Origin of the sequence: Saccharopolyspora gloriosae (assembly GCF_022828475.1) — a bacterium.
Classification (GTDB): domain Bacteria; phylum Actinomycetota; class Actinomycetes; order Mycobacteriales; family Pseudonocardiaceae; genus Saccharopolyspora_C; species Saccharopolyspora_C gloriosae_A.
In genome coordinates, this window is the sequence record NZ_CP059557.1 from 3,297,595 (window position 1) to 3,321,993 (window position 24,399).

Annotated in this window: 22 protein-coding genes; 13 read left to right on the forward strand and 9 right to left on the reverse strand. The window is 70.5% G+C overall.

Annotated features, from left to right (window positions below; translation table 11 throughout):
* Window positions 1-78: 78 nt before the first annotated feature.
* Together H2Q94_RS14065 and H2Q94_RS14070 are read left to right on the forward strand one after the other, a co-directional pair.
* Window positions 79-837: an HpcH/HpaI aldolase family protein gene (locus H2Q94_RS14065; protein WP_243795269.1), complete on the forward strand. Its 759-nt coding sequence runs from the start codon at window positions 79-81 to the stop codon at window positions 835-837.
* Between the two features lie 165 nt (window positions 838-1,002).
* A complete protein-coding gene (locus tag H2Q94_RS14070) occupies window positions 1,003-2,319 on the forward strand; it encodes an amidase (RefSeq protein WP_243795272.1) in 1,317 nt (438 codons plus the stop codon).
* A 297-nt stretch (window positions 2,320-2,616) separates the two neighbouring features.
* Here the strand turns inward: H2Q94_RS14070 and H2Q94_RS14075 are convergent, their stop codons facing one another.
* Entirely contained in the window at window positions 2,617-3,519 is a 903-nt protein-coding gene (locus H2Q94_RS14075; RefSeq protein ID WP_243795274.1) for a universal stress protein, read from the reverse strand.
* A 111-nt stretch (window positions 3,520-3,630) separates the two neighbouring features.
* Window positions 3,631-3,837: a hypothetical protein gene (locus H2Q94_RS14080; protein ID WP_243795275.1), complete on the reverse strand. Its 207-nt coding sequence runs from the start codon at window positions 3,835-3,837 to the stop codon at window positions 3,631-3,633.
* A 185-nt stretch (window positions 3,838-4,022) separates the two neighbouring features.
* On the opposite strand from H2Q94_RS14080, the gene H2Q94_RS14085 reads away from it, so the two are divergent.
* Entirely contained in the window at window positions 4,023-5,018 is a 996-nt protein-coding gene (locus H2Q94_RS14085; RefSeq protein WP_243795277.1) for an MsnO8 family LLM class oxidoreductase, read from the forward strand.
* An 11-nt stretch (window positions 5,019-5,029) separates the two neighbouring features.
* Here the strand turns inward: H2Q94_RS14085 and H2Q94_RS14090 are convergent, their stop codons facing one another.
* Window positions 5,030-7,510 carry an NACHT domain-containing protein gene (locus tag H2Q94_RS14090; protein WP_243795278.1) on the reverse strand — a complete coding sequence of 827 codons (2,481 nt, stop codon included), beginning with the start codon at window positions 7,508-7,510 and terminating at the stop codon, window positions 5,030-5,032.
* Window positions 7,511-7,658: 148 nt separating this feature from the next.
* Here H2Q94_RS14090 and H2Q94_RS14095 point away from each other — a divergent pair, with 148 nt between their 5' ends.
* The gene (locus H2Q94_RS14095; RefSeq protein ID WP_243795279.1) at window positions 7,659-7,946 is read left to right on the forward strand and encodes a hypothetical protein; all 288 of its coding nucleotides are present in this window, start codon (window positions 7,659-7,661) and stop codon (window positions 7,944-7,946) included.
* Between the two features lie 19 nt (window positions 7,947-7,965).
* Here H2Q94_RS14095 and H2Q94_RS14100 read toward each other — a convergent pair whose 3' ends face one another.
* Window positions 7,966-8,901, reverse strand: coding sequence for an aldo/keto reductase (locus tag H2Q94_RS14100; protein WP_243795280.1), 936 nt, complete (start codon window positions 8,899-8,901; stop codon window positions 7,966-7,968).
* Window positions 8,902-8,990: 89 nt separating this feature from the next.
* Between H2Q94_RS14100 and H2Q94_RS14105 the strand changes: the two genes are divergently transcribed.
* The gene (locus H2Q94_RS14105; RefSeq protein ID WP_243795281.1) at window positions 8,991-9,575 is read left to right on the forward strand and encodes a TetR/AcrR family transcriptional regulator; all 585 of its coding nucleotides are present in this window, start codon (window positions 8,991-8,993) and stop codon (window positions 9,573-9,575) included.
* Window positions 9,576-9,614: 39 nt separating this feature from the next.
* Here H2Q94_RS14105 and H2Q94_RS14110 read toward each other — a convergent pair whose 3' ends face one another.
* From H2Q94_RS14110 to H2Q94_RS14120, 3 genes are all read right to left on the reverse strand, one after another.
* Window positions 9,615-10,292 (reverse strand): nucleotide exchange factor GrpE, encoded by a 678-nt coding sequence (locus tag H2Q94_RS14110; RefSeq protein WP_243795282.1) that lies wholly within the window; start codon window positions 10,290-10,292, stop codon window positions 9,615-9,617.
* Window positions 10,293-10,295: 3 nt separating this feature from the next.
* Window positions 10,296-12,191 (reverse strand): molecular chaperone DnaK, encoded by a 1,896-nt coding sequence (gene dnaK / locus H2Q94_RS14115; protein ID WP_243795283.1) that lies wholly within the window; start codon window positions 12,189-12,191, stop codon window positions 10,296-10,298.
* 197 nt (window positions 12,192-12,388) lie between these two features.
* Complete coding sequence (locus tag H2Q94_RS14120; RefSeq protein ID WP_243795284.1) at window positions 12,389-13,024, reverse strand: DUF1697 domain-containing protein; 636 nt, start codon at window positions 13,022-13,024, stop codon at window positions 12,389-12,391.
* 53 nt (window positions 13,025-13,077) lie between these two features.
* Here H2Q94_RS14120 and H2Q94_RS14125 point away from each other — a divergent pair, with 53 nt between their 5' ends.
* From H2Q94_RS14125 to H2Q94_RS14140, 4 genes are all read left to right on the forward strand, one after another.
* Window positions 13,078-14,238 (forward strand): MBL fold metallo-hydrolase, encoded by a 1,161-nt coding sequence (locus H2Q94_RS14125; protein ID WP_243795285.1) that lies wholly within the window; start codon window positions 13,078-13,080, stop codon window positions 14,236-14,238.
* Between the two features lie 84 nt (window positions 14,239-14,322).
* Complete coding sequence (locus tag H2Q94_RS14130) at window positions 14,323-15,087, forward strand: crotonase/enoyl-CoA hydratase family protein (RefSeq protein ID WP_243795288.1); 765 nt, start codon at window positions 14,323-14,325, stop codon at window positions 15,085-15,087.
* Between the two features lie 15 nt (window positions 15,088-15,102).
* The gene (locus tag H2Q94_RS14135) at window positions 15,103-15,888 is read left to right on the forward strand and encodes a PaaI family thioesterase (RefSeq protein WP_243795289.1); all 786 of its coding nucleotides are present in this window, start codon (window positions 15,103-15,105) and stop codon (window positions 15,886-15,888) included.
* Between the two features lie 5 nt (window positions 15,889-15,893).
* Window positions 15,894-16,220 carry a hypothetical protein gene (locus tag H2Q94_RS14140; protein ID WP_243795290.1) on the forward strand — a complete coding sequence of 109 codons (327 nt, stop codon included), beginning with the start codon at window positions 15,894-15,896 and terminating at the stop codon, window positions 16,218-16,220.
* Window positions 16,221-16,235: 15 nt separating this feature from the next.
* Here the strand turns inward: H2Q94_RS14140 and H2Q94_RS14145 are convergent, their stop codons facing one another.
* Window positions 16,236-17,813, reverse strand: coding sequence for a long-chain-fatty-acid--CoA ligase (locus H2Q94_RS14145; RefSeq protein ID WP_243795291.1), 1,578 nt, complete (start codon window positions 17,811-17,813; stop codon window positions 16,236-16,238).
* A gap of 307 nt (window positions 17,814-18,120) precedes the next feature.
* Here H2Q94_RS14145 and H2Q94_RS14150 point away from each other — a divergent pair, with 307 nt between their 5' ends.
* Window positions 18,121-18,885, forward strand: a complete 765-nt coding sequence (locus tag H2Q94_RS14150; protein ID WP_243795292.1) for a 3-hydroxyacyl-CoA dehydrogenase — start codon at window positions 18,121-18,123, stop codon at window positions 18,883-18,885.
* 336 nt (window positions 18,886-19,221) lie between these two features.
* On the opposite strand, the gene H2Q94_RS14155 is transcribed toward H2Q94_RS14150, so the two are convergent.
* Entirely contained in the window at window positions 19,222-19,887 is a 666-nt protein-coding gene (locus tag H2Q94_RS14155) for a TetR/AcrR family transcriptional regulator (RefSeq protein ID WP_243795293.1), read from the reverse strand.
* A gap of 222 nt (window positions 19,888-20,109) precedes the next feature.
* Between H2Q94_RS14155 and H2Q94_RS14160 the strand changes: the two genes are divergently transcribed.
* From H2Q94_RS14160 to H2Q94_RS14170, 3 genes are all read left to right on the forward strand, one after another.
* Window positions 20,110-21,651 carry an acyl-CoA synthetase gene (locus H2Q94_RS14160; protein WP_243795295.1) on the forward strand — a complete coding sequence of 514 codons (1,542 nt, stop codon included), beginning with the start codon at window positions 20,110-20,112 and terminating at the stop codon, window positions 21,649-21,651.
* A gap of 83 nt (window positions 21,652-21,734) precedes the next feature.
* Entirely contained in the window at window positions 21,735-22,880 is a 1,146-nt protein-coding gene (locus H2Q94_RS14165; protein WP_243795297.1) for a thiolase family protein, read from the forward strand.
* Between the two features lie 273 nt (window positions 22,881-23,153).
* Window positions 23,154-24,395, forward strand: coding sequence for an acyl-CoA dehydrogenase family protein (locus H2Q94_RS14170; RefSeq protein WP_243795300.1), 1,242 nt, complete (start codon window positions 23,154-23,156; stop codon window positions 24,393-24,395).
* The last annotated feature ends 4 nt before the right edge of the window (window positions 24,396-24,399 follow it).

Sequence of the window (24,399 nt, forward strand, 5' to 3'; positions counted from 1 at the left end):
GATCGGAGCAGTACCGAGCACCTCGACGGGTGCTTCAATCGACCGGCCAATGCGGGAACGCCGACGAACAGGAGCCGCATGACCGCCGATTTCGTGCGCAAGATCCGTGCCGGGGAGCCCGCGCTCGGCTACTGGGTGATGCTCGACGCCCCGGCCTCGACCGAGCGGCTCGCGAGGGCGGGCTACGACTACGTGTGCTTGGACGGGCAGCACGGCCTGCTCGGTTATCAGGGCATTCTCAACGGGCTCATCGCGATCGACGCCGCGGCCGGTGCCACCGGTATCGTGCGGGTCGCCTCGCATGACCGGGCCGCGATCTGTCGCGCGCTCGACGCGGGTGCGCGCGGCATCATCGTTCCGCTGGTGGACGACGCGGAACAGGCGGCCGCCGTGGTCGCGGCCACCCGCTACCCGCCGAACGGCGTGCGTTCGTACGGCCCGATGCGATCGAGCCTGCGCATCGGGCCGGTGCCCGCGGAGGCCGACGCGAGCGTCGTGGTGCTGGCGATGATCGAGACGCCGCAGGGATTGGCGAACGTCGAGTCGATCAGCGCGACGCCCGGCCTGGACGGGGTGTACATCGGCCCGGCGGACATGGCGCTCGCGGTGGGGGCGTCGTATCCGGGTGATCCGGCCGTCGCCGCCGAGTTCGACGCCGCGCTGGCCAGGGTCCGGGCCGCGGCCGACGCCGCCGGGATCGCCGTCGGCATCCACACTCCTGACGGGGCGACGGCGGCCCGTCGGCTGGCGGAGGGGTTCACCTTCGCCAGCGTGTCCTCGGACCTGGAACACCTGGAGCAGGTCGCCCGCGCGCACCTGGACGACGCCCGAGGGTGAGCGCGGATCGGTACTCCGGGTGTCACCCGGAGTGATCGACGGGAAAAACGGGTCGGCCGCGGATCGCGCGGTCGGTTCCGGCCTCGGGATGAGCTTGCCTTGTGCGGTCGACGTCAGCGAAGGTAAAAGTCTGACAATTGCCTGCCGCGCGGTGAGGAGAGCTCTGTGACGTCGATCCGGGACCTCGTCGAGGCACGGCTTGAAACCGTCGACACCTTGGATTCCGCCCTGCACGCGCTGATCACCGTGCTCGACGAGCAGGCGCTGCGGCAGGCGGACCGGCTGGACGCGGCGACCGGACCGCAGGGGGCGTTGCACGGGCTCCCGGTCACCATCAAGGACAACATCGACGTCGCCGGGGTGGTCAGCACCGCGGGCTCGGCGCATCACGGCGGTGAGCGCGCGACCGCCGACGCCACCGCGACCCGGCTGTTGCGGGAGGCCGGTGCGGTCGTCCTGGCGAAGAACAACATGGCCGAGTTCGCGATGGGCGTCACCGGCCGCAACGACGCCTTCGGCGACTGCCGCAACGCCCGGGACGACACGCGGATCTCGGGTGGTTCCAGCAGTGGTTCCGCGGTGGCCGTGGCGAGCGGAATGTGCGCGGCCTCGCTGGGAACCGACACCGGAGGCTCAGGACGGATTCCCGCCGCGGTCAACGGGATCGTCGGCGTCCGGCCGACCCTGGGCCGGGTCTCGAACGCGGGCGTGTTCCCGGTGAGCCCGTCCTTCGACGCCGTGTCACCGATGGCGGTGGACGTGCGCACGGCGGCCGCGGTCCTCGCCGCGCTGGACTGGTGGGACCCGGCCGATCCGACGTCGGTGGACGCCGACCGGATTCCGGTGGAGTCCGCGCTCGGGGGAGCCGCCGGCCTGCGCATCGGTGTGCCCGCGAACGCCTTCTTCGACGACGTCGATCCGGGGGTGGCGACCGTGCTCGAACCGGTGCCCGGCGCGCTGCGCGAGGTCTGCGGTGAGCAGCGGCGGGTGAAGATCCCGGACGTGGAGATCGCGCAGGATCGGATGCTCGAGGTGATGTACCCGGAGGCGGCCGCCGTGCACGAGCAACGCGTGCGGCTCCGGCCGGACACCATCGACCCCGACGTGCTGCGCAGAATCCGGCTAGGGCAAGAGATTCCGGCGGAACTCGCCGGCCGATCCCGGCAGTGGCGCGGCGAGTTCCAGCGCCGGGTGGACGAGGTGTTCACCGAGGTCGACGTCATCGCGACCCCGACGATCCCGGTCGACGTGCCGCGGCGTGCCGCGGTGGACCTCGCGGATTCCACCAGGAGCATCGCCAGATTCACCTACGTCTGGTCGATGTACGGCGGACCGTCGGTCAGCGTTCCCTGCGGCCGCCACCCCGATTCGGGCATGCTGATCGGGCTCCAGCTGACCGCGGCTCGCTGGCAGGACCACCTCGCACTCGGCGCGGCGCTCGCGGTCGAGGAACTGGGAACCGAAGACCTGGCGGCCGGGTAGCGGTGATTCGCGCGCCACCGGTCGATGTTCGGTGGGGCCGTCGATCGTGGTCTCCCTGCGGCGGTCATCCCGATTCGGGGGTGCCGAACGGGATGCGGCTGATCGTGGCTCGTCGGCCGCATGAGGCCGGGGGCGTCGACCTGCGGGAACCGGCGGCGGATGTCCTCCGGGGTCGCCATGGCGGTTCTGTTGAACACGAAGCGGGCATTCGGGAGTTCCGCGTGGATCAGGTTGCCGAGGGCCTGATCCACAACTCGGCCACCGATGCCCCCGCGATCCGAGCCGAACTCGTGGTCGTTACCGCGGATTCGCCGTGCGCACCACAAGAATCGGGCACGGCGCGTGGTGGATCAGGGCCTGACTGGTCGATCCGAGCAGCATCCCGGTGAACCCGCCGCGACCTCGCGCGCCCACGATGATGAGCCGAGCCTGCTCGGCATGGCCGAGCAGCTCCGCCGCGGCCGACCCGCGAGAGACGAAATGGCGCACGGCCACGTCGGGATACCGCTCGCTCCAGCCGCCCAGCAGTTCGGACATCAGCCGTTCCTCGCCCGCTTGGATCTCATTGGCCGCCAATCCGACGCGCATCCGCCGCACGTCCACGCCCACGAGGTTCCAGGTGTGCACGACGTGCAGCGGCGCGTCGTAGTCGGCCGCCGCGTCGAACCCGTGCGGGAGGAGCTGCTCGGCCTGCCGTGATCCGTCGAGCCCCACGACCACCGGGCCGTGCGTCGAGCTCTGCTCGTGCCCGTTTCGCGCGCGCACCACCGCCGTCGAGCTGTGGCCGTGCGCGGCGACGGCCACGGCGACCGAGCCCGCGAGCAACCCGGTGAAGCCGCCGAGCCCTCGGTCGCCGACCACCACCAGACCCGCTCGGCTCGATTCGTTGATCAGGACCGACGCCGGGGATCCGGGCAGCGACACGGCCTCCACGGTGATCTCCGGGCTTTCTCGCCGGGCGGCTTCGGCGGCCTCCGCCAGCAATGTCTCCACATCGGCGCGGACCGGGCCGGGCTGTGGGGGAGTCGTTCGCCGGCCGCGGATTCCGGGCAGCAGGGGCGCGGCGAACACGTCGCCGTAGACGATTCGCAGTCCCACGTGCCTGCGAGCTGCTTCACGAGCAGCCCACCGGAGGGCTCGCCGGGCGGTCCCGGATCCGTCGATGCCGACCACCACCGGGTCGGCCTGGGCCTTGTTCATCTCGCCCCCCGCGTCACGCCACCGGTCTCTGCGTCCGACTGTGCAGCAGGTTCGGTGGACCGGCGACGTCAACTCCGCCGCGAGTGCCCGGTCAGGCCGGGCGCCGGGTGATCAGACCGTGAGGGTGCACCGGAGCATGCCGTCCTCGTCGCGGCTGGTGTCCGGGTTCGTCCGCACCATCCGCAAAGTCGCCTCGTCGAGGCGCTGGAAGCCCAAGAACTCCAGGCCGGTCCCGCCGGTTCGGTACACGGCCGCCCAGCCGTGCGTGTCATCGCAGGTCAAGTGATAGGTGAGCGTCGGCGGAGCCAAGGTCGGCACGGAAAATCCTCCAGTTGTGAACACGAAACGTGTTGATTGAAAGCAGAGAGTATCCGCATCCGGGTTGCTGCTCCATTCGGGGTAGTTTCACTCATCTGTTCGGCAGCGCCGGGGGCGTCCGTGCGGGATCGAGGTCTCGGCGGGCGGCGGGAATCCGGTCGCGGCCCGGTGGCGTTGGGATCGGTGTGACCGCACCGCTGCGCTTTTCCGTCCTGGATCGCTCGCTCGTCCGGCGCGGGCGGAAACCCGCGGAGTCGTTGACGCGCACCATCCGGTTCGCGACCGAGGTGGAGGAGCTCGGCTACCACCGGTTCTGGGTGGCCGAACACCACGCGGTTCCCGGGGTGGCGGGGTCGGCTCCGGCGGTCCTGGCGGCGGCGGTGGCGGCGGCGACCTCGCGCATCCGGGTCGGCACGGGCGGCGTGATGCTGCCCAACCACCGACCGCTGGTGGTGGCCGAGCAGTTCGGCGTGCTCGAGTCGCTGCATCCGGGACGGATCGACCTGGGGCTGGGGAGGTCGCTCGGGTTCACCTCGGAGGTGCGGCGGGCGCTCGGGCATGGCCGGGAGTCGGCGGAGCGCTTCGGCGAGCAGTTGGCCGAGCTACTCGGCTACTTCGCGGGCGAGCCCGGCTCCGCGGTGCGTGCGATGCCGTCGCAGGGACTTCGGATCCCGGTGTTCGTGCTGGCCACCGGGGCGGGTGCCGGGTACGCCGCCGAGGCGGGACTGCCACTGGTGATCGCCGCCGTGCGCGGAGACGACGCGCTGCGACGCTCGGTCGACGACTATCGGGAGCGGTTCCGCCCGTCGTCGTGGTCGGAGCGGCCGTATGTGGTGCTGTCCCGGTCCGTCGCGGTCGCCGAGACCGCTGAGCGAGCTCGCCGCATCCTCGTGCCGGAGGCCTGGTCGACCGCGTATTCACGGGTGCACGGAGTCTTCCCGCCCCTGGAGTCCGCGGCCGAGGTCCTCGCCCGGCAGCCGAGCGGCAAGGAGCGGGCGCAGTTCGAGCGGGCGATGCAGGGGCACGTGTTCGGCACCGAGGAGCAGGTCGGTGACCAGCTGCAGTCCATTGTGGATGACGTGGATGCGGACGAGTTGCTGATCACCACCAGCGGCCACGACGAGGACGCCTTGCTCGATTCCTACCGCCGCCTGGCACGGCTGATCCCCGGATCTCGCTGATCACCGCGCGGTCAGGGTTTCGCCGCGCTCGGCGTCGCCGGATCGGATTCGGTTTTCCCTTCTCCGGAGCCGGAGTCCGCCGCGTCGCCGGACGACGCCGACGTGGGCGAGTTCGGCTTCGGAGGTTCCTGCCCACCACCGGAACCGGCTTCGCCGGTGCCGGATGAGTCCTCCACTGCCGCCGGTTCGGCCGAGGCCCCCGACGCACCTTCGTCGCTCGCGGCAGGTTCCGGCTTCTTTCCCGCCTTCCGCTCATATCCGAGCAGGTGATCGCGCAGCTGCAGGTGGGTGAACCGATAGCCGCCCTCCACGCGGGACAACATGCTGTGCTCCGCCAGCCCGCGCAGCAGCCGAGCCCGGCGCACCGGCAGTTCGCTCAACGCCATCGCTCGCGCCAGCCATTCGGAGGCGGCGTTCTTCGCGGTGTCGAAGGGGAACACGTCGGCGTGCCAGGCGGCGGGCGCGGCGAGTCCGGCGACGAGCAGGCCGAGGCCCGCGTCCAGCGCCCGTTCGTCGAGCAGCGTCCCGCTGAACAGCACCGGCAGCACACCGAGCAGTCCGGCGGCCCCCACCAGGGGAGCGGAGTTCCGCAGCAGCTTGGAACCCTGCCCGTCGAACGCCTCGTACTGGTCCTCGCCGAACTGCCACCACACCTCGTCGCGGGCGGCAGTGGTGAGTCCGGCGACGATGCCCAGCACCGCGCCGATCCCCATCGAGGTCAGCAGCTCCTGCGGCCCGATCCAGAACATGGAGACGCCGACCAGCACCGCCCCGGCTGCACCGAGCGCGGCGCTGTTGCCCGGCATCTTCGACCACGCCTCGACCGCGCTCATGATGGTCAGGAACGCCGCGACGATCACCGCCGGAACCCCGACCCACAGCGGCTGGTCCGCGAGCCAGTTCGTGGCGGGCGTGGTGAGCCCGACGAGGGCCAGGCTCACCACCAGACCGAGCACGTAGCCGCAGGCCGCGGTGATCCAGCCTTGCGGAATGGTCCCGGCCTTCTGCGCGGGCCGGACCCACGGCAGCGTCGAGAGGTGGTCGAGGAACGCGACGTAGCCGACCAGCAGCACCGCCGTCACGAGAGCGGCGGCCGGGCCGAGCAGCATGCCCATCGCCAGCGTCGTGCCCGTGACGGATCCGGCGAGCACCCCGGGAAGTCCGCGCCCGAACACGTGCACCAGCGTGCTCGACGGCAGGAAGCGCGCCCATGCGACGAGACTCGGCAGGCGGGTGCGGGCGGTGAGGTCGTTGCACAGCGGGCTGGCCGAGACTCGTGCCAGGAACCGCAGCGTTCGCAACACCTTCTCCGGTGGGTAGCCGAGGTTTTCGGCCTGCCGGGTGGGAACGGCGGTGAGGTAGGCGTCGAACACTTCGCGGCGCCGTTGCTCGAGCGTGCCGGTGAGATCGACCTCCGACGGCGGCCGGTCCTGGTAGGCCAGCGCCATCAGGCTCAGCATCAGCGGCGAGTCCAGCAGTCGCCACAGCTCCGGATCGGTGCGCAGCGCGGCGCGCACGCCGTCCACGCGCGGGCCGAGGCGGGTGAAGAATTCCACGACCTGCTTGCGCGTGAGCGGGTTGATGGTGACGGAACTGTTGAGCTGCAGCGGCGTGGTGAGCGCTTCGTGCTCCTCATCGCGGCAGCACACGACGAGCTCGCGGATGAGGAAGGCGTCCCGCACGTTGTTGATCTCGTTGACGCAGCGTTCCTGGTATTCGGGCGGAACTTCGTCGAGCCCGTCGAGCATCAGCCCGATTTTGCCCTGCTCGAGCCAGATCCGGCCGAGCGACGGGTGGATGGTGTAGCGGCGTTCGATCTCGCGCAGCAGCCACTTCTGGAAATCGCCGGGCGGTGCGGGCCTGCGGTTGTCCCACCGCCAGCCGGACATCGCCCACGACCCGAGATCGATGATCAGCGGAATCGGATGCTTCTGGTCGCCCGTGGCCCGCAGCGCCAGCGCGCGGGTCAGTTCGAGCAGCAGCGTGGACTTGCCGGAGCCGGGCGCACCGAGGATCAGCAGCGAGCCGTGTGCGTCGTCGAGAGTCTTCGGCAGGTCGGCGTGCGCGGGCAGCCGAGATTTTCCGCCTTGGCCCAATTGCACGATCACGTCGGCGGGACGGGCGACCGTCGGGGGCACCTCGTCGACGTCGAGCAGCCGCGTGACGTGCTCGGCGAGGGAGCCGTCGATCCGTTCGCGCGCGTAGCGCTCGGCGCTTTGCACGGAGCGTTCACGGTTCGACGGGGAGTTGAGCCGGCGCGCGGTGATGGGCTTGTCGGTGTTGGTGACCCGCTCCCACCCGGCCAGCGCGACGGCGAACAGCAGGAACACGATGACCAGCGGCCACAGGAACGTCGCGAGCGGCTGCAGGAATCCGGGCAGGTGACCGCCGGTTCCGATGCTGATGGCGGTGGGGACGAGGACCAGCGTGACCGCACCGCCGGCTCCGATGAGCAGTGCCGTCCGCACCGTGCGGGCGAGCCTGTTCTGCATGATCTCTCTCCACGAGTCGGCGACCGCGCGTGCGCCTTCAAACTATGGTCCGGCGGGCACGGACTGTAAACGCTCCATTCCGGTCGGTGTGGCCGAGTGTGATCAGTGACGCGATGAACGGCACCGATCGAACGCCGGGCCGAAGCGGGTGGGTTACAGCTTCACCAACGCTGCCACGGGGACCGGCGATCGGAAACGGGCGGGCGAGGTGCGGCACGACTCGGTCCGCCGCGCGAAGAGCGCCGAGCAGCCCGCTTCCTGCGGCGACGGCGCGCACTACGTGGTGATGTTTCCGTTCTCGGCGCCGGATGCTGATACGTCGGGCGCCGAATCGGCGGACGAGAGGGCGGATGGGGATCCGCCTGCCGGGGAACTGGTCCGGGTGATGGCCGAGCGTGCCGTCGCCGAAGGGTCGAGGCCGATGATCCTTACCTGATCGGCGGATACCGCCAGGGTCATCCGGCGATGATGTCGCCCCGCTTGGACGGGATCGCGTCGAGCGACGCGAGGATCTCCTCGTCGAGGGAGATCGCACCGGCGGCGATGTTCTCTTCGAGGTGTCCGAGGGTGGCGGTACCGCGGATCAGGTGCACGTTCGGGGCGTGGTGCAGCAGCCAGGCGAGGCCGATCTGCGAAGGGGTGCTGCCCAGCGAGCGGGCCGCGGCGATGACGGCGGGTTCGTCGGTCACCTTCGGCATGCCGGGGAAGGCGCCGCCCAGCGGGAAGTAGGGCACCCAGGCGATGTTCTCGGCCACGCAGAGCTGGAGGAGATCCTCGCCGTCGCGGGTCACCAGGCTGTAAGCGTTCTGCACGCAGGCGATGCCCGCCGGGAGCGCTCGGCGCAGGTCGTCGGCGGTGACGGTGCTGAGGCCGATCTCGCCGATCTTGCCTTCCTCGCGCAGCGCGATGAGCACCGCGAGCTGGTCGTCGATGTCGACCCGCTGGTCGCCTTCGGCGATCAGGCCGGGGCCGACGTCCGCGCGGCGCAGGTTGACCAGGGGGATCTGGTCGAGCCCGAGGCTGGTGAGGTTGGCATCGAGGTCGGCTCGCAGTTCCTCCGGTCGCTGCGCGAGCCGCAGCGGGAGCGGACCGCCGGAGGCGGGGGTGGCGCCGATCTTGCTGGCGATGAGCACGCCGTCGCCCGCCGCCTCGCGGATGAGCTCGTTGGCCAGGCCGTTCCCGTAGAACTGAGCGGTGTCGATGTGGTCGACGCCGAGTTCGAGGGCACGGCGCAGGATCGCGAGGCCTGCGGCGCGATCGTCGTGCAGCCGTTCGAGTTGCATCGCTCCGTATCCGACCCGGGCCACCGTGCGGCCGGCGAGGTGGGCGGCGCCGCCGGGCCGTGTCGCGCCGGTGGTCGCGGGATCGGAGGAAGGGGTGGGTGAAGTCATGGTGGGTCCTGTTCGAGTGAGATGATGGAACGAGAGGCGGAGGAGCCTCCGGTAATGACGACGGTAGCACAGACGGAGGTGCCTCCACTTTGAGTGATCTCGAGCCGACGCGCGCCCGCCCCGCCCGCGCCGATGCGCGGCGCAACCGCGAGAAGGTCCTCGCGGCCGCCTGCGCCGCGTTCACCGCCAGCGGCGGAACCGTCTCGCTGGAAGCCGTCGCGCGCGAAGCGGGTGTCGGGATCGGCACCCTCTACCGCCACTTCCCAACTCGGGAGGCGCTCGTTGAGGCCGTGTACGCGGCCGAGCTCGACGACGTGGTCGCCAGCGCCGCCGAACTGCTCGACGAACTGCCGCCCGACGCGGCGCTGCGAGCGTGGATGGAGCGCTACGCGGCCTTCGTCGCGGCGAAGCGCGGGATGTTCGACACGCTTCGCGCCGGTTGGGAATCCGGCAGCATGGCGCAACCCGCCACGCGAGAGCGGATCACCGCCGCGGTCGCGACGATTCTCGAGGCCGGAGCGCGAACGGGTTCGCTGCGCGCGGACGTCCCGGCCGACGACGTCGTCGCCATGCTGCTGGGGGTGTTCTTCTCCGCGACGTCCGGGAACGCCCCGGAGCAGACGACCCGGCTGCTCGACCTCATCCTCGACGCCGTGCGAGCTCCCACCAGGTGAACGGACCGCTTGACCGGTCCCTCGGGGCAAAAGCGACATTCACCTGGTGCTGCACTGCCCGACGCGCACCAGGGCGGGGCGGATCAGGTGGCCGTGGACGCGGTAACCGGGGCGGAGCACTTCGGTGATCCGGGCGCCCGGCTCGACTTCCTTGTGGTGCAACGGGATCACGGTGTGCGGCTCGGGATGTTCGGGTGGGGCGGCCTCGTGCTCGACCGGGTCGAACGGTTCGTCGAGCGGGTCGATGCGGTGCAGGCCCTCGGCGGCGAGGGTCTGCTGCAGTTGCTTGTGCACCGCGTTCAGCGCCTCCGGGTGGTGGCGGGCGCCGATCTCGACGGCGTCGAGCACCGGAAGCAGTTGGGAGAGCACGTTCTCCGCCGCGCGGTCCAGGTGCGTGGTCTGCTCTCGGAGCATGCGCTTGCGGTAGTTGTCGAAATCGGCCGTCACCCGGCGCAGCGTTTCCAGGTGCGCGTCGCGTTCTCCCTGGAGCCGGGTGATCTGCTCGGGATCCGTTGGCGCACTTTCGATCCGGGTGGGGTTCGCAGAGTCATCGGCAGCCCCGGAATCCGTACCGGGACGGGAATCCGAGGTCGTCGGTGGCTCTGCGGAATCGGCGTCCACGCGGGGAGGAGCCACGACGTGCGGCCTGGCGGGGCGTCGCTCCGCGGGCATCGGGAGCGCGTTCCGGGGTGGGCCGCCGGGACGGTCGTCGTCCATCGCTCACTCCTTGTCGCCGCCGGGCTCGTCGACGATCTCCGCGTCCACCACGTCGTCGTCGGACCCCGAGCCACCGGAACCTGAGGAAGCGCCGGAACCCGAACCGCCCGAACCCGAGCCCGCGGCGGAACCGCCGGCCCCGCCGTCGCCCGCGGCTCCGGTGTCGCTGTAAAGCGCCTGGCCGAGCGCTTGGGACTCGGTGGCGAGCTTCTCCGCCGCCGTCTGGATCGCGGCGACGTCCTGCCCGCGCAACGCCTCGTTGGTCTCGCCGATCGCCGCGCGCACCCGGTCCTTGACGTCGGCGGGCAGCTGCGCGTCGTTGTCGGTGAGGACCTTCTCCGTTTGGTAGACGAGGGTTTCGGCCTGGTTGCGGGCCTCGGCCTCTTCACGACGCTGCTTGTCCTCGTCGGCGTGCGCCTCGGCGTCGGAGACCATCCGGTCGATGTCCTCCTTCGGCAGCGCGGAGCCCCCGGAGATCTGGATGGACTGCTCTTTGCCGGTGCCGAGGTCCTTGGCGTTGACGTGCACGATGCCGTTGGCGTCGATGTCGAAGGACACCTCGATCTGCGGCACCCCGCGCGGGGAAGGCGGCAGGCCCGTCAAGTCGAAGCTGCCGAGCTTCTTGTTGTGCGCCGCGATCTCGCGCTCGCCCTGGAAGACCTGGATCTGCACCGAGGGCTGGTTGTCGTCGGCCGTGGTGAACGTTTCGGAGCGCTTCGTGGGGATCGTGGTGTTGCGCTCGATCAGCTTGGTCATGATGCCGCCCTTGGTCTCGATGCCCAGGGACAGCGGGGTGACGTCCAGCAGCAGGACGTCCTTGACCTCACCGCGCAGCACACCGGCCTGCAGGGCGGCGCCGACGGCGACGACCTCATCGGGGTTCACGCCCTTGTGGGGTTCCTTGCCGTCGGTGAGTTCCTTGACGAGCTCGGTGACGGCGGGCATCCGGGTGGAGCCGCCGACGAGCACCACGTGGTCGACGTCCTGCACCGAGATCCCCGCGTCGCGCACCGCGTTCTCGAACGGTTTGCGGGTGCGTTCCAGCAGGTCGGAGGTGATGCGCTCGAACTCGGCTCGGGACAGCGTCTCGTCGAGGAACATCGGGTTCTTCTCGGCGTCCACCGTGATGTACGGCAGGTTGATGTTCGTGGTGGAGGAGCTGGAGAGCTCGATCTTGGCCTTCTCTGCGGCTTCCTTGATCCGCTGCAAGGCCATCTTGTCCTTGGTGAGGTCGATGCCCGACGACGCCTTGAACCGCTCCACGAGCCAGTCCACGATCCGCTGGTCCCAGTCGTCGCCGCCGAGGTCGGTGTCCCCGGACGTCGCCTTCACCTCGACCAGGCCTTCGCCCACGTCCAGCAGCGACACGTCGAACGTGCCGCCGCCCAGGTCGAACACGAGGATGGTCTGCTCCTTCTCGCCCTTCTCCAGGCCGTAAGCGAGCGCGGCCGCGGTGGGCTCGTTGATGATCCGCAGCACGTTGAGCCCGGCGATCTGGCCGGCCTCCTTCGTGGTCTGGCGCTGCGCGTCGTCGAAGTAGGCCGGGACGGTGACCACCGCGTCGGTGACCTCCTCGCCGACGTACGTTTCCGCGTCGCGCTTGAGCTTCATCAGGACCCGGGCGCTGATCTCCTGCGCGGTGTAGTTCTTGTCGTCGATCGTCGTCTTCCAGTCGGTGCCCATGTGGCGCTTGACCGACCGGATGGTGCGGTCGACGTTCGTCACCGCCTGGTTCTTCGCCGGCTGCCCGGTCAGCAGCTCACCGCTGCGCGCGAAGGCCACCACCGACGGCGTGGTGCGCGCCCCCTCCGAGTTCGCGATGACCGTCGCGTCGCCGCCTTCGAGCACGGCCACCACGGAGTTCGTCGTGCCCAGGTCGATGCCCACCGCTCGCCCCATTGCGCCTCCTCGCCTCGGCCACACCGCAGCCCGGCCGTGCGGCGTCACCACATGACTCCTCACTCCAGGCTCGGAGGTGGGCGCGGTCCACCGGTAGGGGAGAACGGCCCTGGTGGGGTGGCGCCGCGCCGGGTTTCCGCGACGCGCCGAGCGCTTCCGCCGCAGTGGTGCGACAACGGCACCGAGCTCGCAGGCGGTCAGGAGTCGGCGAGTGCCAGCAGCCGGGTCACCGTGGTCCAGTTGCGCGCGGTGGTCCGCAATCCGAGGCGGCGCTCCCACCAGGACTGCGGCACTCGCGAGTTCCGCACTCCGTCCGGGCACCACACGTAGATCTCGCGCTCCCCGAAGCGCACCTCGTCCGGAGCGAACGCAGCCGGGTCGAGCTCGGCGAGCACCGCGGGATCGGGCCGCGCGGACAGGAACGTGACCAGGTACCGCGCCGGAATCGTCGCCACCTCGGCCAGCGGATCGGTGGCCACCACTTCGGCCAGTTCGTCGCGGGTCCGGACCACCACGGGCACGTCGAGCCCGAACTCCTGGCTGATGCCCGCCGAGATCACCCGCTCCGACTCCCCGGCGGGCATGGTGGCGGAGAACACAACGTTGCCGCTCTGCAGGTGCGTGGCGACCTCGTCGAAGCCGAGCCCGGCCATCGCGGCGCGCAACCGCTGCATCGGAATCCTGTTGTGTTTGCCCAGGTTGACGCCTCGGAGCAAGGCGATCTGCCGGTGCCGCACCGAATCCTCCCCAGTCCTGTCGCCGACGCCGCTCGACGGCGTGCCGGGATCGAGCGGAGCCGCGTTCGCCACGAGCATGCCTTCCGCCCACGACAACGTCTCCTACAGTCCGGCGCAGCACCCGCACCGTCGCGAGGAAGAGGCAGACCGTGGACACCAGCGGCCTCAAGGTGACCGGAACCCGGCAACGAGAAGCGTGGGCGGAGAAAGTGCTGCCGCCGGTGGAGAAGGTCCGCGACGGCCTGTGGTCCATCCCGGTGCCGATCCCGGACAACCCGCTGCGGTACACGCTGATCTACGCGTTGGAACTGCCCGGCGGGGTGGCGCTCGTCGACGCGGGCTGGGACCACGAGGACTCGTGGCTCGCGCTGGTCGCGGGCCTGGCGGCCGCGGGTTACGAACCGGCCGACGTGCGCGCGGTGCTGGTCACCCACGTGCACCCGGACCACTTCGGGCTCGCCGGACGCGTGCGGGAGGCGTCCGGTGCCTGGATCGGGATGCACGCCGCCGACGCCGAGCTGGTGCGGCCGGACGACGTGCTCACCGGGGTCGCCGCCGAACGCGCTCGGCAGCAGCTGCGCGCCACGGGCGCACCGCCGCACGTGCTCGACGAACCGCGCGAGGGCGCCCGCGCGCACCTGCTCGACGACGCCGCCGAACGGCTCATCGCCGACCACGATCGCGTGGACCTGCCGGGCTGGGACCTGCGCGCGGTGTGGACTCCGGGGCACACGCCCGGCCACCTGTGCTTCCACGAACGCGAGCACGGACTGCTGCTCTCCGGTGATCACGTGCTGCCGCGGATCAGCCCGAACATCTCGCTTTATCCGGGACATGCGGCGGATCCGTTATCCGATTACCTCGAATCGCTGCGCAAAGTCGGGGACATCAACGCCGAGGAGGTGCTTCCCGCGCACGAATACCGGTTCAGCGGGCTGCGATTCCGCACCGACGCGCTGCGCGCGCACCACGGTGAACGGCTCGCCGAGATCGAGCGCGCCGTCGCCGACCGGCCCGGCAGCACCTGCTGGGACGTGACTTCCGGTCTCAGCTGGTCCCGGCCGTTCGAGACGCTCTCGGAGTTCCAGATGCGGATCGCGTTGCGGGAATCCTTGGCGCACCTCGTGCTGCTGGACAGGCGTGAGCGGGTGCGGAAGTCGGATGAGACGATCCCCAGGTGGTTCCCGGCTTGGGAGCCCGATCAGAATGACCTGCGCAGCGGGTCCTCGGCGGCTCCGCGGTTGACAGGACAACAATGGAAAGGGCCGTTCCGCGAGAACCGGTTCCCGACCGGGAACGGTCTGGCTTGACTGTTTTTCCCGGCGCGGGTAACACTCCAAGTTCAGGCCCACCACCGGCGAGGCCGATTCCCTCGGCGAACAGAGGAGAACAGCGTGAGCGACAGCGTCCGCACCGAATTCGGCGACGGCATCGCCGTGATCACCATCGACCGGCCGGAGGCGCGCAACGCCGTCGACACGTCCGTGGCCGAGGGCATCGCGGCCGCCATCGACGAGTTCGAGTCCCGCAGCGATCTTGTCATCGCCATCCTCACCGGCGCCGGTGGCACGTTCTGCGCAGGTATGGACCTCAAAGCTTTCACCCGTGGTGAGAAGCCCTCGCTGCCCGGCCGCGGCTTCGGCGGGCTCACCGAGGCGCCGCCGCAGAAGCCGCTGATCGCCGCCGTCGAAGGCTGGGCGCTGGCCGGGGGTTGCGAGCTGGCGCTGTCGGCCGACCTCATCGTGGCCTCACGGGAAGCGAAGTTCGGGCTGCCCGAGGTCAAGCGCGGCCTGGTCGCCGCCGCCGGTGGACTGCTGCGGCTGCCGAAGACGCTGCCGTACCAGCTGGCGATGGAGATCGCGCTGACCGGCGACCCGCTCACCGCGGAGAAGGCGCACTCGCACGGCCTGATCAACACCCTCACCGAACCGGGCGGCGCGCTCGACGGTGCGAAGGAACTCGCCGCGCGCGTCGCGGCCAACGGCCCGCTGGCGGTGCGCGCCACCAAGCAGATCGTCTCCGGTGCGGTGCGCTGGACCGACGCCGAGGCGTTCACCGCGCAAGCGGACCTGGTCCGGCCGGTATTCGAGTCGGCCGACGCGCAGGAAGGTGCTCGCGCGTTCGCGGAGAAGCGCGCGCCCGTCTGGCGCGGTGAGTGACCGGATGCCGGCGACATGAGAAATCGGCTCCGCAGCGGGAAAACGCTGCGGAGCCGCCACCCCGGCAAGATCAGCAAGGAGAGCACCGCCATCGCTGCGTACCGCCAGTCCGACGCCGAGAGCGAACCCGAGGGCTCCGGCCAGGACCGAGACCAGGACCGAGCCCGCGCCGCGCGCGAACTCGGCGACGCACTGCGCGAACTCACCGCCGCCGCGACCAGCACCGAGGTGGACGCCGCGACACTGCGCAAGATCGCCGACCAGGCCCGGGACCTGGCAGGCCCGCTCAGCGCGGCCACTCGCGACCGGCACACGCCGCCGTCCGTCGACGAGGCCAAGCCCGGCAGGCGGATGTACAACCCGGCCGTCGGGCCGGGAAATCCGATCGCACCACCGATGCGGGTCGAAGTCGGCGACGGTGTCGTCGTCGGCACCTGCACACTCGGGCTCGCCTACGAAGGGCCGCACAGCTACACCCACGGCGGGGTGAGCGCGATGCTGATCGACCAGATCCTCGGGCACGCGCACGCCGCGCTGGGGCGGCCCGGCATGACCGTGGCGCTGTCGCTGCGGTACCGCAAACCCGTTCCGCTGGAGACGCCGCTGCGGCTGACCGGCTGGGTGCCGGAGGAGTCCGTCTCCGACCGCCGCACCGGGCCGAAAGCCACCATCACCACCGCGGCCGAACCGGACAAGGTGCTGGTGGAGGCTTCCGGCGTGTTCGTCGTGCCGAGCGCCGAGCAGGCCAGCCGCATCTTCGGTGACTCCCGGCCTCCGCACTGGCAGCGGGATCGGTACTGATCGTCGTGGAAGTCGAAGACTTCGACGAACGCCTGGTGTGCGAGGAGAACGACCAGCCCACGTTCCAGGCGGAACTGTGGTCGTGGCACGTGGACGCTCACGGGGCACGCGGCGGCACCGTCAGGTCCGGGCACCTGCTCACCGGCTGCGAGGTCCACGAGGCCCTGGACTGGTGTGAGCGGAACGTGTGGGAACCCGGTTGTTTCGTGCTGCACGCGGGAACCTGGACGAACTGCGGATTCGTGCGGACGGTGCGCCTGTCCGGGAGGCCGCCCGGCTACGGAGAGCCCGGCCGCGATGAAAGCTCGGCTGTCGTGACCTTCGAGGTCTGACGGCCTCCCGGGAGCTCAGGCGTCGGGCAGGCTGCCGGATTCCCGGTCGGCGCGCAGGCGGGTCTTGAGGACCTTCCCGCTGGGATTTCGGGGCAGTTCCGGCAGAATCGTGATGTGGCGCGGGCGCTTGTAGCCGGCCAGGTGCTCGCGGCAGTACTGCTCCACGTCCTGCGAGGTCGGCGGGTCGGCCGGGTCGCGGGCGACGAGCACCGCCAGCGGCGTCTCACCCCACTTCTCGTCCGGCACGCCGATCAGCGCGACCTCGGCGACCTTCGGATGCCCGGCGAGCACGTCCTCGACCTCGGCGCAGTAGATGTTCTCGCCGCCGGAGATGATCATGTCCTTCTTCCGGTCGACCACGTAGTAGTAGCCGTCCTCGTCCTCGCGCACCAGGTCTCCGGAGTGGAACCAGCCGCCCGCGAACGCGTCCGCGGTCTCGGCGGGTTTGCCCCAGTACTCCCGCATCACCGTCGGGCCGCGGTAGACGATCTCGCCGATCTCGCCGCGCGGCACGTCGTTCATCTCGGTGTCCACCACGCGCACCTCGACGTTGAGCATCGGCGTGCCCACCGAGCCGATCTTGCGCAGCGCGTCCTGTCCGCGCAGCAACGTGGTCACCGGACTGCACTCGGTCTGGCCGAACGAGGTCACCACCTCGGCCTGCGGGAACGTGTCGAGCATGGCGCGCAGCAGCGTGGTCGACGCGGGCGCCGCGCCCCAGGAGATGCGGTGCAGAGCGGACAGATCGCGCTCGGCGATGCCCGGCACCGCGCAGATCGCCTGCCACTGCGCGGGCACGAAGAAGCAGTCCGTGACGCGTTCGCGCTCCAGCACGTCCACGATCTCCGCCGGATCGAACCGGCCGGAGCGCGACAGCACCGTTTTCCCGCCCAGCAAGATGTTCGGCAGCATCCCGGACACGCCGGCGATGTGGAACAGCGGTGCGCCGGAGATGCCGACGCGTTCACCGATGGGCGTGCCGAGGTGCGCCATCATGCTGAACGAGTGCAGCAGCAGGTTGTGGTGGGTGAGCACCGCTCCCTTCGGGCGGCCCGTGGTCCCGGAGGTGTACATGATGTACGCGGGGTCGCGTTCGTCCACGTTGATGCCCGGATGTTCCGGATCCGCGGCCGCGAGGGCGTCCTCGTAGCCCGTCGCGCCCGGTCCGGCTTCCGCGGTGCCCTCGCCGATGACCAGACGCACGTCCGGCGCCGACTCGCGGGCCTTGCCCAGCACCGGTGCGAGCGTCGTGTCGACGATGACGGCGGCGGCTCCGCTGTCGGTGAGCGCGTAGGCGACCTCGTCGGCCACCAGCCGGAAGTTGATCGGCACGCAGATCGCGCCGAGCCGCCCGCAGGCGTGGTAGGCCTCCACGACCTCGATGCCGTTGAGGCCGAGCACCGCGACCCGATCTCCCGGCGCCACGCCACGCGCCAGCAGTGCGTTCGCGAGCCTGCTGAGCCGCTCGTCGAGTTCCCGGTAGGTGCGCTGGTCCTGCTCGAACCGCAGGGCGATCGTGTCCGGGATCGTGCGCGCGTGCCGCGCGATCTGGTCGCTGCTGGTCATGCCGGTACCTGCGAGGGTCGTGTTCATCGGCGTTTCCTCGGCGTTGAGGGCGGGCGAATCCGGGGGACGTCAGGACAACGAGGTGAGGGGCCGTGATGTGTCGGCCGTGTTCGCGTGAACGGACTGTTCGTCCGGTGCGGTGGAACCGTTCGGTTGCCGCGGCACCGGGTCGAGGAGTGCGTGAGCCGGATGCTGCCAGTGTTGCGATCGCCACTGCGGCGGTCAACCCTGACTGCTCTCGGGGGTTCTTGCGGCGCGCGCCTCCCTTGCCGTAGAAGAACAGTCATCACTGACTGCTCGGGGCCGGTTGGTCCCGTCGGGCGAGGAGGAACGCATGGACATCGCGGGTGGCGTCGCCGTCATCACCGGGGGAGCCTCCGGGCTCGGACTGGCCACCGCCAAGCGGCTGGTGGCGGCGGGCGGCAGCGTCGTGCTGCTGGACCTCCCGACTTCGCCGGGCGAGCAGGTCGCGGCCGATCTCGGCTCCGCCGCCCGGTTCGCTGCCGCCGACGTCACCGACGAGACCCAGGTCGCCGCCGCGCTGGACGTGGCCGACGAGGTCGGACCGGTGCGCGCCGTCGTCAACTGCGCGGGCCTCGGCAACGCGCTGCGGGTCGTGAGCCGTAAGCGCGGACCGTTCCCGCTGGAGGCGTTCACGAAGATCATCAACATCAACTTGATCGGCACGTTCAACGTGCTGCGCCTCGGGGCGGAACGGATGCTCGCGCACGAACCGGTCGGGGAGGAGCGCGGCGTCATCATCAACACCGCCTCCGCCGCCGCGTTCGACGGCCAGGTCGGGCAGGCCGCCTACTCGGCGTCGAAGGGCGGCGTGGTCGGCATGACGCTGCCGATCGCCCGCGACCTCGCCGAACACCACATCCGGGTCGTCACCATCGCGCCCGGCCTGTTCAACACGCCGCTGCTGGCCGGGGCGTCCGAAGAGGTCAAAGCCTCACTGGGCGAGCAGGTACCGCACCCCTCGCGGCTCGGCGAACCCGACGAATTCGGCGCGCTGGCCGAGCACATCGTCGCCAACCCGATGCTCAACGGCGAAGTCATCCGCCTCGACGGAGCCATCCGCATGGCCCCCCGCTGACGGCGAAGCCGACGCCCCCGGGCGCACCACCGGGTGCCGGACCGGAGTGAACGGACCGTTCGTCCAACGGGATTGGTCGAACGGTCCGTTCACCCATTCCAACTCGGCGAGGTTCCACCGCCACGGCTCCGCAGGCTGGAGTGAACGGACCGTTCGCCCAATCTAGTTGGACGAACGGTCCGTTGACTCATCTCGATTTCCGGAGGCGGCGTTGTCGTCGGGTGCGTGTGCGGCCGGGTGGGGTGAGTGAGCGGACCGTTCGCCCAATCCCGTTGGGCGAACGGTCCGTTGACTCCAGCTGGGATTCGCCCCCGAACCGGGCCGTGGCGTCGGTGGTCAGGTCTCGTCGTAGAGCAGGCGGTGCGCCAGGGTCTTCCACAGCGCCAGGTGCGGGTCGGTGGCGGGGGAGCGGTCCTCGAAGGCGTATGGCATCGCGGCGCCGCGCATGCTGGTGAACAGCAGTTCGCGCAGCAGGTGGTACTGCGGGTGCTCGCGCACGGCCGGTCCCCAGATTCCGTCGGTGACGTCGCGGATCGCGGCGCGCAGACCGCGTTCCTCGGGAAGCAGCGCGGCACCGAGCGCGGGGTTGGTGCGGGCCGCGGTCCACAGTTCGATCGCGGCCCAGAAGTGGGGTTCCTGGAAGGTCTCCCACAGCAGTTCGATGCACCGGTCGACGCGCGCCGGGCCTTCGGGTTCGTCGGCGAGTTTCCGCTCTGCGTGCACCTGAGTCTGGGCGAGCCGGGTGTTCGCCAGGTGCTGCGCGGCGGCGACGAGCAGCCCGTCCCGGGACGGGAAGTGGTGCAGCAGCCGCCCTCGCGAAACTCCGGCCTTCGCCTGGATCACGAGGGTGGAGGCGCCGGAGTAGCCGTGTTCGATGAGGCAGTCGACGGCGGCGTCGAGGATGAGCGCTCTGCTGTCGGCGGTGCGTTCCTCCCGCGTGCGGGGTGTCGCCCCGGCCGGGCTGCCGGGGCCTTTCGCGTTCGCCGTCTCGGACTCGACCACCGGGACAGCGTACCCGCTGGTGGCTCGAACACGTCCCGGAACCAGTCGGCATTGACCGTTGCCGTGCGGCGGTGCCAGGCTCGGTTGGTCCGGGGCGCCCGAGCGGGGTGCGTCGGGCCGTGGTGGCCTCCGCCGCGGCGCCGGGCTGCGGGCGCCCGCGTGGAGGCTCGCGGCGAGGCGCGGCCGGTCGCCCGGTGAGGTCGAGGTTCAAGGAGGAACCGCGTGTATCCAGGTGCCCACGCCGCGACCGACCCGGACAAGCCCGCCGTGATCATGGCGGGCTCCGGTGCCCGGCTGACTTACCGGGAGCTGGAGGAGCGGTCGAGTCGCCTGGCGCATTCGCTGCGCGAATCGGGCCTGGGGCGCGGTGACGTGGTGGCGTTGCTGACGGACAACGCGCTGCCCGCGTTCGAGGTCTACTGGGCGGCCGTGCGGTCGGGTCTTTACATCACGGCGGTCAACAGCCACCTCACGCCGGCGGAGATCTCCTACATAGTCGACGATTCCGGCGCGACCGCGCTGATCGTGTCCGCCGCGCTGGCCGGCACGGCCGCGGAAGTGGCCGAGAGCGTGCCGGGAGCACGGGTTCGCCTGGCCTTCGGCGGCTCGGTCGCGGGCTACGACGATTATGATGCGGCGCTGGCGGAGTCCTCGCCGGTGGCTCCAGCGGATCAGCCGCGGGGCGCCGACATGCTGTACTCCTCGGGAACCACGGGCCGCCCCAAGGGAATCCGCCCGGAACTGCCGGATCGCCAGGTCGGCGAGGAAGGCGACATCCTGGTGGCGGTCGTCTCGCAGCTCTACGGGCTCGGTCCGGATTCGGTGTACCTCTCGCCCGCGCCGATCTACCACGCGGCGCCGTTGCGCTACTGCGCCTCGACGCACGCGCTGGGCGGCACGGTGGTGCTGATGGAGAAGTTCGAGCCGGAGCAGGCGTTGCGGGCGATCGAGCGCTACGGCGCCACGCACAGCCAGTGGGTGCCGACGATGTTCATCCGCATGCTGAAGCTGCCGGAGCAGGTCCGGAACCGTTACGACCTCTCCAGCCACCAGGTCGCGGTGCACGCCGCAGCGCCGTGTCCGGCCGAGGTGAAGCAGGCGATGATCGACTGGTGGGGGCCGGTGCTCTACGAGTACTACTCCTCGACCGAGGGCATCGGCATGACGTTCATCGATTCCGCCCAGTGGCGGCGCAAACCCGGTTCGGTGGGCAAGTCGGTGCTCGGCACGGTGCGGATCTGCGACGACGAGGGCGCCGAGCTGCCGGTGGGGCAGGTGGGCACGGTGTACTTCGACCGCGAGGAGCAGACGTTCGAGTACTGGGGTGACGTCGACAAGACGCGTGCCGCTCGGCATCCGGAGCACGAGAACTGGGCGACCGTCGGCGACGTGGGCTACCTGGACGACGAGGACTTCCTGTTCCTCACCGACCGCAAAGCCTTCATGATCATCTCAGGTGGGGTGAACATCTACCCGCAGGAGATCGAGGACCTGCTGGCGCTGCACCCCCGCATCGCCGACGTCGCGGTGATCGGCGTGCCGGATCCGGAAATGGGCGAATCGGTGAAGGCGGTGGTGCAACCCGCTTCCGGTGTCGTTCCCGGCCCCGAGCTGGAGCGGGAGCTGCTGGAGTTCGTGCGCGCCCGGATCGCGCACTACAAGGTGCCGCGCAGCGTGGACTTCCTCGACGAGCTGCCGCGCACGCCGACCGGCAAGCTCGTCAAAGGGACGCTGAAAGCCCGCTATGCGGCCGAATCCGTCTGATCCGGGTTCGTTCGGCGTAACACCGAACGGCCTCACCTCGTTTACAGTCAGAGTTGACTGCTTATCTCGGCGGGAGGGAAGCCATGCGTGATGCGGTGATCGTGGAGGCCGTGCGCACTCCGGTGGGCAAGCGGAACGGGGCGCTGTCCGGAGTGCACCCGGTCGACCTGTCGGCCCAGGTGCTCGACGCGCTCGTGGCGCGGACCGGCGTCGACCCCGGCGTGGTCGAGGACGTGGTGTGGGGCTGCGTCGGCCAGGGCGGTGAACAGACTCTGGACATCGCGCGCAACGCGGTGCTCGCCGCGGGCTGGCCGGACACCGTGACCGGCGTGACGGTGGACCGCCAATGCGGGTCTTCGCAGCAGTCGGTGCACTTCGCCGCCGCCGGGCTGGTCGCCGGGCACTACGACGTGGTCGTGGCGGGCGGCATCGAGTCGATGAGCCGGGTTCCGATGGGCAGCACCGTCAACGGCGCCGACCCGTTCGGGACGCGGTTGATGGAGCGGTACGGCGGCACCCCGCCGAACCAGGGCATCGGCGCGGAGATGATCGCGCAGCGCTGGGGCTTCAGCCGCGCCCGGCTCGACGAGTTCAGCATCGGCTCGCACGAGAAGGCCGCCGCCGCACAGGACGCCGGTGCTTTCGACGCTCAGATCGCGCCGATCACGCTGCCCGACGGCACCGTCGTGGACAAGGACGAGGGCATCCGTCGCGGTGGCACGGTGGACAAGCTCGGTGGGCTCAAGCCCGCGTTCCGCGAGGACGGGGTGATCACCGCCGCGAACAGCTCGCAGATCAGCGACGGTTCCGCCGCGTTGCTGATGATGACCGGGGAGAAGGCCGCGCAGCTCGGCCTGCGCCCGCTCGCCCGGGTGCACACCGCCGTGCTCGCCGGGGACGACCCGGTGATCATGCTGACGGCCCCGATCCCGGCGACGAAGAAGGCCTTGCGCCGCAGCGGATTGTCCGTGGACCGCATCGGTGCGTTCGAGGTGAACGAGGCGTTCGCGCCGGTGCCGCTGGCCTGGCTCGCCGAGCTCGGCGCCGACGTGAAGTCCCTCAACCCCCTGGGCGGCGCCATCGCGCTGGGCCACCCGCTCGGTGCCAGCGGGGCGCGCATCATGACCACGCTGGTGCACCACTTGCAGGACAGCGGCGCCGAATTCGGCCTGCAGACCATGTGCGAGGGCGGCGGCCAGGCGAACGCCACGATCTTGGAAAGGTTGTGACCGGTGGCCTGCGCAGTGGGTCGGGACGCGCAACTTCAGCGGCTTCCGCGCTGCGGGATCCATTTCTCATTCAGCCTCCTGCACGGCGAAATCGGGGATGGGCTGCCGTCCTCACGAGGATGATGCTGAGAACTCGGCGGTGGTCGGCCTGCTCTAGCCGGTCACTGCTCATCGGCTTCGCCGCTGACACGGCGCAGAGCTGACGAGACACCGAGCTGACCCGGCACAGAGCTGACGAGCACAGAAGGACTACGGACGAGGACGGTGGCGAAGATGGCGGAGACGACTGACTCCGGCGGGGCGGCCGGCTCCGCTTCGCTTGGCGAATTCTCCCGCCGTGCGCGGGAATTTCTGGAATCGGCGATCCCGGCGAACTGGTCGGAACTGGGACCGGCCGAATTGATCCCGGTGGCGCGGGAGTTCCAGGCCGCGTTGTACGACGCCGGTTTCGCCGGGATCACTTGGCCCGCCGAGTGCGGCGGCCAGGGCGGGTCCGCCGGTCAGGAGCAGGCCTTCCGGGAGCGGGCGGCAGGATACGACCTGCCCACCGGTCCGTTCGTGATCGGGCTCGGGATGTGCGGGCCGACGCTGGTCGACCTCGGCACCGAACGGCAGCGGTCGCGCTACGTGCGGCCGCTGCTGCGCGGTGAGGAGATCTGGTGCCAGCTGTTCTCCGAACCTGACGCCGGGTCGGATGTGGCGAGCCTGCGCACGAAAGCCGTCCGCGACGGTGACGACTGGATCATCAGCGGGCAGAAGGTGTGGACCTCCGGCGCGCGTTTCGCCGATTTCGGGGCGCTGCTGGCCCGCACCGACCCGGACGTGCCCAAGCACGCGGGCCTGACGATGTTCATCGTGGACATGCGGGCGCCGGGCGTCACGGTGCGCCCGTTGCGGGACATGACCGGGAAGAGCCCGTTCAACGAGGTGCACTTCGACCAGGTGCGGCTGCCCGCGGACGCGGTGCTCGGCGAGATCGGCGCGGGCTGGCGCGCGGCGGTCACCATGCTCGGCCACGAGCGCGTCTCCCTCGGCGGGGCCACCCGGCGCCGCGACGAGCCGTTGGGCGCGGCGAACCTGGCCAGGCTGGCGGGCGAGAACGGCGCCGGCGCCGATCCCCAGGTGCGTGCCGAACTGGCCGGGCTGCACGCGGCGGAACGGGCGTTGGAGCTGTTCAGCGTGCGGCTTCGGCAAGAAGCGGAGTCCGGGACCCCGCCGGGCGCGCGCGGCTCTGTGGGCAAGCTCGGCGGCGCCATGCTGCTGTGGCAGGCGTTGCACGCGGCCGGGGAGATCGCCGGAACCGATGCGGTGGCCTGGGAGCCCGGTGACGAGGCCGCGGAGGAACTGGCGGTGGCGATCAACGCCGTGCCCGCCTCCAGCATCGCGGGCGGAACGAACAACGTGCAGCGCAACATCATCGGCGAACGGATCCTCGGCCTGCCGAAGGAACCCCAGGTCGATCGGGACGTGCCGTTCCGGGAGCTCCGCGTCGGCACCCAGCGTGAAACCAGCTGAATCG

Excerpts from the sequence above, each read along its gene's own strand:
- H2Q94_RS14075 (WP_243795274.1), bottom strand. The coding sequence starts at position 3,519 with ATGAACAAGGCCCAGGCCGACCCGGTGGTGGTCGGCATCGACGGATCC.
- H2Q94_RS14145 (WP_243795291.1), bottom strand. The coding sequence starts at position 17,813 with ATGAACACGACCCTCGCAGGTACCGGCATGACCAGCAGCGACCAGATC.
- H2Q94_RS14135 (WP_243795289.1), top strand. The coding sequence starts at position 15,103 with ATGAGAAATCGGCTCCGCAGCGGGAAAACGCTGCGGAGCCGCCACCCC.
- H2Q94_RS14065 (WP_243795269.1), top strand. The coding sequence starts at position 79 with ATGACCGCCGATTTCGTGCGCAAGATCCGTGCCGGGGAGCCCGCGCTC.
- H2Q94_RS14100 (WP_243795280.1), bottom strand. The coding sequence starts at position 8,901 with ATGACTTCACCCACCCCTTCCTCCGATCCCGCGACCACCGGCGCGACA.
- H2Q94_RS14090 (WP_243795278.1), bottom strand. The coding sequence starts at position 7,510 with ATGCAGAACAGGCTCGCCCGCACGGTGCGGACGGCACTGCTCATCGGA.
- H2Q94_RS14165 (WP_243795297.1), top strand. The coding sequence starts at position 21,735 with ATGCGTGATGCGGTGATCGTGGAGGCCGTGCGCACTCCGGTGGGCAAG.
- H2Q94_RS14150 (WP_243795292.1), top strand. The coding sequence starts at position 18,121 with ATGGACATCGCGGGTGGCGTCGCCGTCATCACCGGGGGAGCCTCCGGG.
- H2Q94_RS14170 (WP_243795300.1), top strand. The coding sequence starts at position 23,154 with ATGGCGGAGACGACTGACTCCGGCGGGGCGGCCGGCTCCGCTTCGCTT.
- H2Q94_RS14110 (WP_243795282.1), bottom strand. The coding sequence starts at position 10,292 with ATGGACGACGACCGTCCCGGCGGCCCACCCCGGAACGCGCTCCCGATG.
- dnaK (WP_243795283.1), bottom strand. The coding sequence starts at position 12,191 with ATGGGGCGAGCGGTGGGCATCGACCTGGGCACGACGAACTCCGTGGTG.